Source organism: Kamptonema animale CS-326 (genome assembly GCF_028330895.1).
Taxonomy (GTDB): domain Bacteria; phylum Cyanobacteriota; class Cyanobacteriia; order Cyanobacteriales; family Microcoleaceae; genus Kamptonema; species Kamptonema formosum.
The window spans coordinates 1-10,303 of record NZ_JAQMUA010000396.1 but is presented as its reverse complement, the minus strand read 5'-3'; the positions used below and the strand labels follow the sequence as shown (position 1 = coordinate 10,303).

General features: G+C 43.7%; 19 protein-coding genes. 6 read left to right on the top strand and 13 right to left on the bottom strand.

The genetic code is table 11. The annotated features are described in order from the left end of the window. Positions 1 to 62: 62 nt before the first annotated feature. The 8 genes from PN499_RS23390 to PN499_RS23355 form a co-directional block, all read right to left on the bottom strand. Positions 63 to 851, bottom strand: a complete 789-nt coding sequence (locus tag PN499_RS23390) for a zonular occludens toxin domain-containing protein (protein WP_272035102.1) — start codon at positions 849 to 851, stop codon at positions 63 to 65. Between the two features lie 18 nt (positions 852 to 869). Then, positions 870 to 1,178: a hypothetical protein gene (locus PN499_RS23385; RefSeq protein ID WP_272035100.1), complete on the bottom strand. Its 309-nt coding sequence runs from the start codon at positions 1,176 to 1,178 to the stop codon at positions 870 to 872. Between the two features lie 112 nt (positions 1,179 to 1,290). After that, positions 1,291 to 1,482: a hypothetical protein gene (locus PN499_RS23380; RefSeq protein WP_272035098.1), complete on the bottom strand. Its 192-nt coding sequence runs from the start codon at positions 1,480 to 1,482 to the stop codon at positions 1,291 to 1,293. Then, positions 1,479 to 1,760, bottom strand: coding sequence for a hypothetical protein (locus PN499_RS23375; protein WP_272035096.1), 282 nt, complete (start codon positions 1,758 to 1,760; stop codon positions 1,479 to 1,481). Before PN499_RS23375 ends, PN499_RS23380 begins: the two co-directional genes overlap by 4 nt. Positions 1,761 to 1,762: 2 nt before the next feature. Beyond that, a complete protein-coding gene (locus tag PN499_RS23370; RefSeq protein ID WP_272035094.1) occupies positions 1,763 to 1,942 on the bottom strand; it encodes a hypothetical protein in 180 nt (59 codons plus the stop codon). Further along, positions 1,929 to 2,492: a hypothetical protein gene (locus PN499_RS23365; protein WP_272035093.1), complete on the bottom strand. Its 564-nt coding sequence runs from the start codon at positions 2,490 to 2,492 to the stop codon at positions 1,929 to 1,931. The genes PN499_RS23370 and PN499_RS23365 overlap by 14 nt, the downstream gene beginning before the upstream one ends. A 180-nt stretch (positions 2,493 to 2,672) precedes the next feature. Further along, entirely contained in the window at positions 2,673 to 2,837 is a 165-nt protein-coding gene (locus PN499_RS23360) for a hypothetical protein (RefSeq protein WP_272035091.1), read from the bottom strand. Beyond that, positions 2,834 to 2,983 carry a hypothetical protein gene (locus tag PN499_RS23355; RefSeq protein WP_272035089.1) on the bottom strand — a complete coding sequence of 50 codons (150 nt, stop codon included), beginning with the start codon at positions 2,981 to 2,983 and terminating at the stop codon, positions 2,834 to 2,836. Before PN499_RS23355 ends, PN499_RS23360 begins: the two co-directional genes overlap by 4 nt. A 160-nt stretch (positions 2,984 to 3,143) precedes the next feature. Here PN499_RS23355 and PN499_RS23350 point away from each other — a divergent pair, with 160 nt between their 5' ends. Then, positions 3,144 to 3,347 (top strand): helix-turn-helix domain-containing protein, encoded by a 204-nt coding sequence (locus PN499_RS23350; RefSeq protein WP_272035088.1) that lies wholly within the window; start codon positions 3,144 to 3,146, stop codon positions 3,345 to 3,347. A gap of 195 nt (positions 3,348 to 3,542) precedes the next feature. Here the strand turns inward: PN499_RS23350 and PN499_RS23345 are convergent, their stop codons facing one another. Genes PN499_RS23345 through PN499_RS23325 form a run of 5 tightly spaced genes read right to left on the bottom strand, consistent with a single transcriptional unit; the run spans position 3,543 to position 5,419 of the window. Beyond that, complete coding sequence (locus PN499_RS23345; RefSeq protein ID WP_272035086.1) at positions 3,543 to 4,022, bottom strand: hypothetical protein; 480 nt, start codon at positions 4,020 to 4,022, stop codon at positions 3,543 to 3,545. After that, on the bottom strand, positions 4,019 to 4,294 hold the full coding sequence (locus PN499_RS23340; RefSeq protein ID WP_272035084.1) for a hypothetical protein: 276 nt from the start codon (positions 4,292 to 4,294) through the stop codon (positions 4,019 to 4,021). The genes PN499_RS23345 and PN499_RS23340 overlap by 4 nt, the downstream gene beginning before the upstream one ends. 53 nt (positions 4,295 to 4,347) lie before the next feature. Then, complete coding sequence (locus PN499_RS23335) at positions 4,348 to 4,830, bottom strand: hypothetical protein (RefSeq protein WP_272035082.1); 483 nt, start codon at positions 4,828 to 4,830, stop codon at positions 4,348 to 4,350. Positions 4,831 to 4,877: 47 nt separating this feature from the next. Next, positions 4,878 to 5,105, bottom strand: a complete 228-nt coding sequence (locus PN499_RS23330; protein WP_272035080.1) for a hypothetical protein — start codon at positions 5,103 to 5,105, stop codon at positions 4,878 to 4,880. 2 nt (positions 5,106 to 5,107) lie between these two features. Further along, on the bottom strand, positions 5,108 to 5,419 hold the full coding sequence (locus PN499_RS23325; protein ID WP_272035078.1) for a helix-turn-helix domain-containing protein: 312 nt from the start codon (positions 5,417 to 5,419) through the stop codon (positions 5,108 to 5,110). Positions 5,420 to 5,589: 170 nt separating this feature from the next. Between PN499_RS23325 and PN499_RS23320 the strand changes: the two genes are divergently transcribed. From PN499_RS23320 to ilvC, 5 genes are all read left to right on the top strand, one after another. After that, positions 5,590 to 6,441 carry a hypothetical protein gene (locus PN499_RS23320; protein ID WP_272035076.1) on the top strand — a complete coding sequence of 284 codons (852 nt, stop codon included), beginning with the start codon at positions 5,590 to 5,592 and terminating at the stop codon, positions 6,439 to 6,441. A gap of 102 nt (positions 6,442 to 6,543) precedes the next feature. Then, positions 6,544 to 7,383, top strand: coding sequence for a hypothetical protein (locus PN499_RS23315; protein ID WP_272035073.1), 840 nt, complete (start codon positions 6,544 to 6,546; stop codon positions 7,381 to 7,383). 12 nt (positions 7,384 to 7,395) lie between these two features. After that, positions 7,396 to 7,587 carry a hypothetical protein gene (locus tag PN499_RS23310; protein WP_272035071.1) on the top strand — a complete coding sequence of 64 codons (192 nt, stop codon included), beginning with the start codon at positions 7,396 to 7,398 and terminating at the stop codon, positions 7,585 to 7,587. 370 nt (positions 7,588 to 7,957) lie between these two features. Then, positions 7,958 to 9,184, top strand: a complete 1,227-nt coding sequence (locus tag PN499_RS23305; RefSeq protein WP_272035069.1) for an IS110 family transposase — start codon at positions 7,958 to 7,960, stop codon at positions 9,182 to 9,184. A gap of 91 nt (positions 9,185 to 9,275) precedes the next feature. Continuing rightward, complete coding sequence (gene ilvC / locus PN499_RS23300) at positions 9,276 to 10,274, top strand: ketol-acid reductoisomerase (protein WP_272035067.1); 999 nt, start codon at positions 9,276 to 9,278, stop codon at positions 10,272 to 10,274. Positions 10,275 to 10,303 lie beyond the last annotated feature (29 nt).

The window sequence follows — 10,303 nt, the reverse complement described above, 5'->3', positions numbered from 1 at the left end:
TTAGACTCACCCTTACCTCATCTAATGTACAGAGGCAAAACGAATGAAGTTTTCACGTTTAATTAAGTCCACCTACTTATTTCAGCTAAAGTAATATTAGAAGGTGGTTCAACTAAAGAATGCTCTAAAAAATCCTCAACTAGATAAGGCTTGTACTCGTAAGTCGATTTAGCATAACTCCGAGACTGAGATTCACGCTCAATTAAAGCAAAGGAATCGTAACATTTAAAGGTGAGATGGTCGCTACAGCTAAGAACTCCTTTCCAATGCTTCTTAGCTAAAACCATAACTTTAATGGGATTTTTCCTCAACTTTGGATCGCGAAACCAGATTTGAAATTGAGGAGGATCGAAAGCATGAGCATCTTTAAAAATGAGCTTGTCATTCCTTAATTTCTTATCCCAAATAGCCTTACCTTCACAATAGATAACATCTGTGCAAATCTCGTTAACAGAATTATGTACCTGATGGGGATATTGTGCGGCAAAGATAATGTGCTGATTGCATTTCCGATTGTTTGCAATGGCGTTATATGCTTCAGGCGGTAAAGTCCAGTGTTGAGCCGCAGGAGCGTATAATCCCATCTCATCCAAGAGAATGATTGCATTTTTGATTTGAAGAAATTGAGTAAAGTTTTTGCTGGCACTAACATAATAAACAACTCCTTTTGATAAATTATTCCACAACCAAGTTAAATTGTGAACTTTACAGTAATAAGCCAAACTAACAGGCTCAAGGTAAAAGTTTGTAACCAACCTCATTTCATACTGGTTAGCCAACCTCAAACCGTATTGAAGCATGAACAAACTTTTACCTCGACCAGGAAGGCCATAAATAGCAGTAAACGGCATGAATGACCTCCCCTTAATTTAAACGCGGCTTAACACCATATTAAGTACGCGCAAAGTAAGCATAAAGCCCATCGGTACAAGGGCTACCGCAAACGCAGTCAACGCAATACCATCGATTTGTTGAATCATCTCAATGGTGTCAGTAACAGCAGTGGCAATTGTCGCTTTGGCGGCAGCAGTACCAGCAGGAGTGGCATGAGCAGGATTAGCAGAAACAGCAGTAAATCCAGCCGCAGTAAGTAAAGAAGTCGCCAATAGTAAAGAAGACTTTACATGGCGATTTTGAGTATCAAATTTTCGATCGAGATCGAGAACAGCAGTAGTCATAAAAATCCTGTAAGTAAGGGAAAACGGAAGGAGAAAGAAGCCAACGGAACCAACGAAACCAACAAATTACAAAGGGGGAGGACGAATACAATTCATAATTAATTACCAATTACTAATCAAGGAACCTTTTAACTACGACGATGAAAGCATGAGTGCCAGTAAGAGCTAACGCAGCCTTAGCTCCCCACTCCATAGCGTGTTCAATTACAGGTTTAACAGTTCCCTCTAAATAATCAACAGTACGCTGAGCACTATCACTAATAACAGAAGTAGATAATAGTAAAGAAAGGGTAAAGGCTATCATCTAAAAGCGCCTCGCACTACTATAGAAAAACCTGTAGCAATAGCTAAACTGCCAAAGTGATCGGCAATAAAATCTTGAACATTTAATCGAATCTCAGTAGCAAATTCCTCTGGATCTCCTAATATCTCATCCATCTGAGAAATAGCTTCAGCCGCAGTTTTACCACCAGCTAAAACAGGCTGAGAATGCCCCAATACAAAAACAACAGCACAAAAAAGGGCAATGTATATAAGGAAACGTTGACGAAGACATAAATCCAAAATTCTACGCTCATTCATCTCTACACCGACGAAACAGCTTTGATAATCTTGAGAATAAGCAATGAAATAAAAATCATAGTAATTAGTGGGAATAAATGACCCCAAATCAACATCACAAAAGCATCAACAATTTCGTTAGCTTCATCAACATCAAAAGTAGGTGCAGAAGGAGCTGCACCTAATAAACTATGCAGACTCATTATCTTGAGAAACATCATCATCGTGCTGCTGTTGAGAAAGAAGTTGACTCCACTGATGACGAACGCTATTGAACATAGATAAATAAGTCTTCAAGTCAACAGAATCAGTTTCGGCTGAAACTGCTTTAAGATAGCCGTCCCAGTAGCCGGCGACGGTTCCCCTAGAAGTGTAACCAGCAGGCTTGAGAGCTAGTAAATAGCCATAATAAGAACCCTCTTTTAAACCGCTAACATTCAAGCTAGGAGTCACCTTAACTTTGCAATTGTAAGGATTATCAACCTCGCTGAGAACGAGTTCAAGAGGGGATTCAAGGGCAAAAGCACCAGTGGACTTTTTGATAGGAAGTTGCGGCATGGAAAGGTAGGGAAGGAAAAGATAAGCCTTTTTTGTCCCTTTCTCCTGGTCAATTTCCAAACCTGACCAACGCCCCCAAGCATAAAAAACTGGATGCCCAGTTACAGGAGTAGCTTGAAATTTAGCAGCGTAAGCAGGCTGACTAACATCAGAAAGCTTAAGTAGTCTGTCTAATAGTTGAAGATTGTCAGCCATTTTTTAGGGTGAAGGTAAGGAAAATGTAACCGGGCAAATATTAGCGGTTGTCCACAATATCAACAGAAGAGGAACACAGCTAAAAGAAAAAGTCATGATGCAGAAAAAGAACATAATGTCGCGTGTAGATACGCGGCTAAGGATACTTAACAAATCGTGAGAATTATCATCAACCATTTTTTAGGGTGAAGTAATACAAGTTGGCAATGTGGTTGTAGGCAAAATTACTTTTGATGGTTCTACAACTTCTACATAGAAAAGCAATAAAGCAATAAAACCTCCATTAATAAGAATTACGAGCGCGTAAATAAAAGCACCAAACAAGGGATCGTCATAATCAATCATGATGCACGTCTGCGCCGCCGCCAAACTTTGTCTTCCCAACTTTCAGCAATTATGGTTGTTGATGTAGTTGGATGTGCGGGTGCAGGTGTTACTGTCGGTTGAGCAGCAGACACAACTACAGAAGCTAAAATGGCTTCAACTAACATAGTAAAGTCCTCAAGAATTATGGCAATAATAGAACTAATTTTTAAGTAATACAATCCGAGAAAATGCGTAATTATTTTCGATACGCATTTCGATTTTCGATACTTGTTGCAATTTTTGAATAAATATGAGATTCTAAAATCACAATCTTGGTGACAGCAAATGAATATAAAAACTCAAATCCAAATCTTAAACTTTTTAAAAACCCCTCAAAGAGCAAATACAGTAGCACGAGAATTTAAACTTGATAAACAAGCTACATACCGTTTATTGAAAAAACTAGAAGTTAATAAAATCGCTAGAACATACTGGGAAAAGGGAACAAAACTTTATGAAGTAAATCTTAATGAATTTATGAATGAATAATTAATAAAGAGGTCGCTACGCTCCATTTATATGTGACCCTCGCAGTTGCGGACGGGTCGGGTATCTCTCGCTAGGAAGCTCCGCACTCTGAATGGTCTGACGGAATTAACTCCAATAACTTTAAGAAAAGCAGTCGCCGTCAGACCACCCAGAGTTCTACGCAGACATCTTTTTTTAGGGGGGGGAAGAACACAGTTAAATTTTGGACTTAACCGATCGCCCCCAGGAGCGGATCAACTTTAGAACCTCAGCGGTGGAACTCCCAGCAGCGATCGCGTCCTTCACCTGTGCCGCCCTGGAAGCTGCGATCGGGTTAGTCGAATTACCGCCGGGGATGTGCTGATGATTTACGCCGTTACGATCGCGCCATGAAAATCTGAAGTATTGGTGGCGACCCTTGGCAGTTCCAGCAGGCTGATAAAGATTTACAGCATCCATGCGATGGGCCGAAGCCGGGGGAAATAATTCGCTAACAAGCTCAGTAAGGGTTTCAAGCTCTGTTAGCGAATTAATGGAAGCAGTCTCACCAACAGAGGGAAATAATTCGCTAACAGACTTAGTAAGGGTTTCAAGCTCTGTTAGCGAATTATCAGGAATGGGGCAGTCATCCTCGATGCTACGCAAGCGCACATCATACTGAGTGAGGTCGAATAGTTCAAGCTGACTAGGTTTCATCTGCAATCGCAAAAGCTCAAACTGTTCTCATGAGCCTTCCAACGAAGCTCCACATCACCATCACCTTCAAGCAAAAGAAAATACCACCAAGCAGCCGATATACTTTCATCCCACTGCATACCCAAAACAACGGCAGTACGACGATCGAATTTCACTTTGTCGCCAAACCAAAATTTAGGCTGAATACCGCCATTAAACCGCCAAAGGTCTTGCTGGCAGAGGTTAATAGCATCAGTCAATGGCACAAATGGATACTCAACAGACTCACTCATAATTCCTCCTGTGCGATGCCTTCGGCGCGGCGCTTCGCCATCGCTAAGTGTTTTTAAAAATCGTCATCCATCAAAGCAGATCGAACAATTTCCATAACTTCGTGGTGGTAAGCCGTCAATTCAGCTAACAGCTCTGGTGGAAATTCTTCAGGGCTTATGACATCCACCACTGAAAACCCAGTACAGCGACAGCCACGATTAGCCAAAAAATCCTCACAAGGCACTTCGCAAGTTTCAACACCGGTGTCAATCTTGCGATCGATAAGAACGTCCTCATCGACATCCCAACCTAGTTGGAGCACGCGGGCTGTGACTGAAGTTGGACTAAATAAAGTTTGCAGAGCTCTTGCAGCTTCTACAGCTTGCGTCCTCATCCACCCATTATTTTCAGGATGCCGGGATGCAAGTTGAATTTGGCTGATGATGGCGATCGCCACCATCGGGTCAAGCTGAACTGGCAATGATGGAGCATTTAGCAGCTCTTTACATTCGGCAGCCCACGCATCAATTAATTTTTCTCGTTCGTCTGGTTTCATGATTAATTAGTAGTTTGAATTACGGTGATACTACAAAGCGGCGATTTTCAAAAACCTTTGATTGGTAAGGGTTTTAGCTCCACCGCGTCCAACGCCAGGAAACAGCGAGAAAATGGCGATCGCCCTCGGTGAAGCTGCATTTTGTAGTATGGATTTGGTACGATCGCCTCGGTAAACCGGAAAAAATTTTCCGATTCCCAGTTAAACCGGAAAATAAACCGGAAAAAATTTTCCGATTCTACGCGATCGCCACCGCGTCCGAAGGCATCGCACATTTTTATTCCCCCGGTGGTGAACTCCCAGTTCGCTTAGGCGGGCCAAAGTAATTAGGTAACTCGTCAAGGTTTTTGCCCAAAGCACGGCACAGAGCTTTAACTTGAGCAATTGTTAATTCTGGTTCATCATCCCCAGACAACCACCGACTAATGGATGCTTGGCTAAGAGTTTTCATCCCTGTTTTATCAGGGATTAATTTTGCCAAAGCAGTTTGAGTTAAACCAACTTCATCCATTAGTTGCTGCAACGCAGGCATATTTCCTAAATCTTGATTTCGCTTCTTCCTAGCCATCATAACAAAAAATATACGCATACGTATTGACAACAAAAGTTTTTATACGTATGCTTATAGCTGTAGACACACAAAAGGCAGCTCAACGAGCCGGACATGGGTATGACGTGACTTGTAAGTGCCTTAGCTGTAGTGTCTCATACGTAAATTCACAGAGGCGCAGTCAGTATGAAACTGTGCAAAGGACTTTTATGGCTCAAAATCAGTTTTCGATTGGCGACTTGGTGGCACACAAGCACTATCCAGAGAAAGCGATCGGCACAATATCCAAGTTTCATAACAGCGGTCGAGTGGGAGTTAGTGGCGACAACGGCACTCGCAGCTTCCTACCTCACAATCTAATTGCACTAGAACTCAGTGCATCCCCAACTCCCCCTCCAACTCCCCCAATTCCCCCGGCGCAGGCACAAACTGAAGAACTGACAGAACATTCTGAAAATTGCTCCCAATGTAGCAGTCAAGACATCCGACGCTTCCACTACCACGACCCTAACGAATATTGGTTCTACTGCCGTGACTGCGGTCACGAAGGATGGAGACACGAAAAACTTCCCCCGGCGCAAGTTGAATTTGAGAAGCTGGAAGTTGAGGAAGTGGATGCAATGACTACACCGGCCGAAGCGATCGCCGCGCAAGCGGACTTAGAACTCCCCCCAATCCCGCGAGACTTTAGCGAACTGGAGCAACTCCCTGAGTGGTGGGAAAGGCCCATCCTGCCAGATTTTCGTGAATGCAGTTGTGGCGAACCCTATGACGATGACGATGATTTGGACTGGGTACAGGAAACATACGGTGTGAATGCTACATACCGAGGTTGGAAACTAACAATTTATGAAGGAGGCGACCAAATTTACGCCACACCACCAAGCAGCGATCGCCTGTATCACTGCAAGTGTGAGTTAGACCTTGACGGCCCAGACGGGCAAATTGCGATCGCACAGGAATTTATCGACAGTTGGTACTTTGCCCAACCCAGTCCCGGTCAACTGAGCTTGAACATCCCTGAAAATGTGGCGCGAGCTCCACCGCCACGTTTCGGATAGACGTGATGAATTATCTCCCAATCAGTTAACGTGCGATCGTCGAAGTAAAGGCGATCGCTTCCTCCCCCATTAGCAATTAGCAATTAGCAATTAGCAACTAAAATGGACGCAGTTTTTAGCAACACAGACTTTTTCCCCTATGACCAATACTTTAAAGCAGAACCCCATCCACTATCCGCCCATCTCAAACCCATCTTTGATTTTCTGAATACCCTGTGTCCCAGAAACACAGCTCAAGACTTAATAAATGGGATAAAAACAGATTTACTCAGCTACATCAAAATCGGGTTTGCATTAGACCATATTATGAAGCATCCCTGGATTTACCAAAAGCTCGGCTGTGAAAAATTTGCAGATTTTTGTAGCACTCACATCGGCAAATCATTCTGGCAATGCAAACAAATCATCGGTGCCGCGAAAGTTTGTATGCGATTAATAGTTAATGGAGATTTCGCTTCAAGCGATTTACCTAACTGCGTCGCTCAAGCCGCACCATTAATCAAATTCTTGCCAGACCTCTGTGAAGAAACAGAGCATGATGGAGTCGTTGAAAAATGGAAACAAGTAGTTGAAAAAGCCCAAGGCAGAACAATTACAGCATCATTAGTCAAAGAAATTACCAGTCCAGAAGAACCAGAGAAACCCAAACCACAACAGGTTAAAATCCCGGCTGATACTTACGCCAAACTAGAAAAAATAGCTAAAGCTAAAGGCATCACAGTCCGAGAAGTTATTGATGAATTAGCTGACCTTTGCATCGCAGAAATAGAAGAACCCATATCACCTGTCACACCTGAAAAACAGGCAGAATGGGAAGCAGACTTAAAAGCATTAATCACAGAACAAGTACAAGTTGATTGGGAAATTTCTGACAGTAATGGCACAAGTTACCATACCAGTTACATTAACCCTAGACCCGGCTCTGAACCGGATTCATCATAGCAGAGGTAAAAAATGAAAGTGAAAACAATTTCCGTACAAAGAGTAAAAAACTTAGGTAATTACCAATCTGAAAGGTTGGAAATAATCGCTGAGTTGAATGATGATGATGACCCAAACTTAGCCGTTATCACATTAAGAGAAAAAGTCAAAGCTTTGCTCGATGGCACTATCCCAAATGACACGGAAAGACCTTTTGACTTCTAGTAATAAGTTAGGCGGTAAAACATTAGATTTACCGCCTACCCTCATTTCACCGCTAAGAGAAATGGAATCTACATTTATGATAGCACAAAACTAATTGAAAATAGCAAATTTAATCACATATCTAAACCCGCCTGACGAGGCCGCGTAACCCTGCGGCCGAAACTTTCTCACGCTTATGGGAAAGTCGCGGGAACCTAAAAGTGGCGCTTTAAGAGTGAAATTAGCTTAATCGCTATCAAACTTTCGTAAGCGCCAGCCCGTATCAACACTGGACAAAATAAATGGGTCTTAATCAGTGAAGTAAGCTTCGGCTTTTGGGAGATTCGTAGACTCTTTGTCCTTTTAAAAAACAACCAACTCCCCTAACAAAATGAAAGAATTAATCGTAGGCATCGACGTTAGTCGGTCGTCGATTGCTGCGTGTTTTTTGCTGGCTAAACCCAGTAACCCCCGTGATGACTACTTTGACTCCGACATCGAAGTGTTTCACTCGAACCTTGAAAATTTGAATAGGCTAAAGGCGAAAATTGACAGCTTTGGTGCTGAGAAAGTAGTAGCTATTTGCGAACCTACAGGCATTAATTACGCGAAGCTGTGGATGAATAAGTTGAGCGATTGGGGCTGCGAAGTACGGATGATTTCCAACAGCAAACTGCCTAACTATCGGGCTGAGCTAATGGGAAAGGAGGGTAAGAGCGGAGCCAAGACTGATGACATTGATGCTTTCGCGATCGCTTGCTGGTATTTCGACAAGTCAGACAAAGACTATCTCAACATCCGCGACCCTCTCGTTAGTCAAATCAAAATGATTTGCTTGCGGCTTGAACACTTAAACCGCACCCAGCACCCGATCGTCAACAGAATGCGTCAGGAATTAGCTTGGCAGTGCCCAGAGATTGCTCAAGTCAAATCTGCTAAACTGCAAGACGATCTACCACCGCTGCTGTGGGGATGGCTTGCCGGGTTGAGAAAGTCAAAGAGGTACGATCGCATCGCAGCCGAAACCATCGGCTCTGGTATTGAACCTCAAACTCAGTGGGCCGCACAGCAATACTGCTATGTCGAAGACGAGATTTACAAACTCAGGCGAGAGTTGCAGTTGTTAATTCACGATCGGCGGTTCGAGCAGTACCGGGAAATTTTTACTAAATTCGGTTTCGGGTTCCAGTTGCAGGGTTACTTACTGGGAGCAATTTACCCAATCTCTGACTTTCTCAAAGATGGGAAACCTGAAGTCAAAATCAGGAAAAACCGCCAGACCGGGAAAGAGTCAAAGTTGAAACTATCCGAGCGGCGGTTCATGCGAGCTGTTGGTATGGGAGTGGTGAGAGAGGATTCTGGGCAAAAAAAGAAGGGTAAGCAGTCAGGCAGTGCGTTATGCCGCAAAGCTCTGTGGCAGTGGTTGTTTACCCGGATTGAAACTACAAAAAATAATCCACCGCTGGTGTTTCAGTATGGAGAGGAACGGATGTCACCATCGGAAAACTTGCGACGACGGAAGAAGGGGGGGACTCCTGTTAAACTGGCCCGTCAGCGAGTTATTGCTCGTTGTATCCGGGAATTATTTAAAGAGCTGTGTGCAATCGCGACAGAATAAATGTGCCTGCGGACTATTAATTTGAGGATAAAATTGCTACAGTGAAAGTTTTGCAGTTATCACAACGCTCGCGCAGCAGGAGACAACCACTATGGCCCGTATGTACTACGATGCCGACGCTAACTTAGACCTCTTAGCCAATAAAACCATAGCGATCGTCGGCTATGGTTCTCAAGGCCACGCTCACGCCCTCAACCTTAAGGATAGCGGCATGAACGTCATTGTCGGCCTATATCCCGGCAGTAAATCTGCAACCAAAGCAACGGAAGCCGGTTTGACAGTTCATCCAGTTGATAAAGCTGCCGCAGCCGCTGACTTCATTATGATTCTGCTTCCCGATGAAGTCCAAAAAACTGTTTACAAGCAGGAAATTGAGCCGCATTTGACAGCCGGAAAAGTGCTAGCTTTCGCTCATGGCTTTAATATTCACTTTGGCCAAGTTGTCCCCCCTGCTGATGTAGATGTGGTGATGGTTGCGCCTAAAGGCCCCGGACATTTGGTGCGGCGGACTTACGAACAGGGTGAAGGCGTTCCCAGTTTATTTGCGGTTTACCAAGACGCTTCCGGTCAAGCACGCGATCGCGCAATGGCCTACGCTAAAGGTATCGGTGGCACTCGCGCCGGCATCCTGGAAACTAGTTTCCGCGAAGAAACCGAAACTGACCTCTTCGGCGAACAAGTTGTACTTTGCGGCGGCTTAAGCGCATTAATTAAAGCTGGATTTGAAACCTTAGTTGCAGCGGGATATCAGCCAGAATTAGCATACTTTGAATGCCTCCACGAAGTTAAACTAATCGTTGATTTAGTAGTAGAAGGCGGCCTCGCTAAAATGCGTGACAGTATTTCCAATACAGCAGAATACGGCGATTTAACTCGCGGCCCTCGTATTGTTACTGACCAAACCCGCGCTGAAATGCGTAAAATTCTGAGTGAAATTCAATCAGGTCAATTTGCCCGTGAATTTGTACTAGAAAATCAAGCTGGAAAGCCTGGATTTACTTCGATGCGTCGTCAGGAAGCTGAGCATCCTATTGAAGAAGTAGGCAAAGATTTGCGAGCAATGTTTAGCTGGTTGAAAAAGCAAGCTTAAAGCGAAGGAAGATGGGGAGATGGGGAGAT

What these genes read in the sequence shown, in the direction of transcription:
- PN499_RS23390 (WP_272035102.1), bottom strand. Translation starts at nt 851, where the DNA reads ATGCCGTTTACTGCTATTTATGGCCTTCCTGGTCGAGGTAAAAGTTTG.
- PN499_RS23385 (WP_272035100.1), bottom strand. Translation starts at nt 1,178, where the DNA reads ATGACTACTGCTGTTCTCGATCTCGATCGAAAATTTGATACTCAAAAT.
- PN499_RS23380 (WP_272035098.1), bottom strand. Translation starts at nt 1,482, where the DNA reads ATGATAGCCTTTACCCTTTCTTTACTATTATCTACTTCTGTTATTAGT.
- PN499_RS23375 (WP_272035096.1), bottom strand. Translation starts at nt 1,760, where the DNA reads ATGAATGAGCGTAGAATTTTGGATTTATGTCTTCGTCAACGTTTCCTT.
- PN499_RS23370 (WP_272035094.1), bottom strand. Translation starts at nt 1,942, where the DNA reads ATGAGTCTGCATAGTTTATTAGGTGCAGCTCCTTCTGCACCTACTTTT.
- PN499_RS23365 (WP_272035093.1), bottom strand. Translation starts at nt 2,492, where the DNA reads ATGGCTGACAATCTTCAACTATTAGACAGACTACTTAAGCTTTCTGAT.
- PN499_RS23360 (WP_272035091.1), bottom strand. Translation starts at nt 2,837, where the DNA reads ATGATTGATTATGACGATCCCTTGTTTGGTGCTTTTATTTACGCGCTC.
- PN499_RS23355 (WP_272035089.1), bottom strand. Translation starts at nt 2,983, where the DNA reads ATGTTAGTTGAAGCCATTTTAGCTTCTGTAGTTGTGTCTGCTGCTCAA.
- PN499_RS23350 (WP_272035088.1), top strand. Translation starts at nt 3,144, where the DNA reads ATGAATATAAAAACTCAAATCCAAATCTTAAACTTTTTAAAAACCCCT.
- PN499_RS23345 (WP_272035086.1), bottom strand. Translation starts at nt 4,022, where the DNA reads ATGAAACCTAGTCAGCTTGAACTATTCGACCTCACTCAGTATGATGTG.
- PN499_RS23340 (WP_272035084.1), bottom strand. Translation starts at nt 4,294, where the DNA reads ATGAGTGAGTCTGTTGAGTATCCATTTGTGCCATTGACTGATGCTATT.
- PN499_RS23335 (WP_272035082.1), bottom strand. Translation starts at nt 4,830, where the DNA reads ATGAAACCAGACGAACGAGAAAAATTAATTGATGCGTGGGCTGCCGAA.
- PN499_RS23330 (WP_272035080.1), bottom strand. Translation starts at nt 5,105, where the DNA reads ATGTGCGATGCCTTCGGACGCGGTGGCGATCGCGTAGAATCGGAAAAT.
- PN499_RS23325 (WP_272035078.1), bottom strand. Translation starts at nt 5,419, where the DNA reads ATGCGTATATTTTTTGTTATGATGGCTAGGAAGAAGCGAAATCAAGAT.
- PN499_RS23320 (WP_272035076.1), top strand. Translation starts at nt 5,590, where the DNA reads ATGGCTCAAAATCAGTTTTCGATTGGCGACTTGGTGGCACACAAGCAC.
- PN499_RS23315 (WP_272035073.1), top strand. Translation starts at nt 6,544, where the DNA reads ATGGACGCAGTTTTTAGCAACACAGACTTTTTCCCCTATGACCAATAC.
- PN499_RS23310 (WP_272035071.1), top strand. Translation starts at nt 7,396, where the DNA reads ATGAAAGTGAAAACAATTTCCGTACAAAGAGTAAAAAACTTAGGTAAT.
- PN499_RS23305 (WP_272035069.1), top strand. Translation starts at nt 7,958, where the DNA reads ATGAAAGAATTAATCGTAGGCATCGACGTTAGTCGGTCGTCGATTGCT.
- ilvC (WP_272035067.1), top strand. Translation starts at nt 9,276, where the DNA reads ATGGCCCGTATGTACTACGATGCCGACGCTAACTTAGACCTCTTAGCC.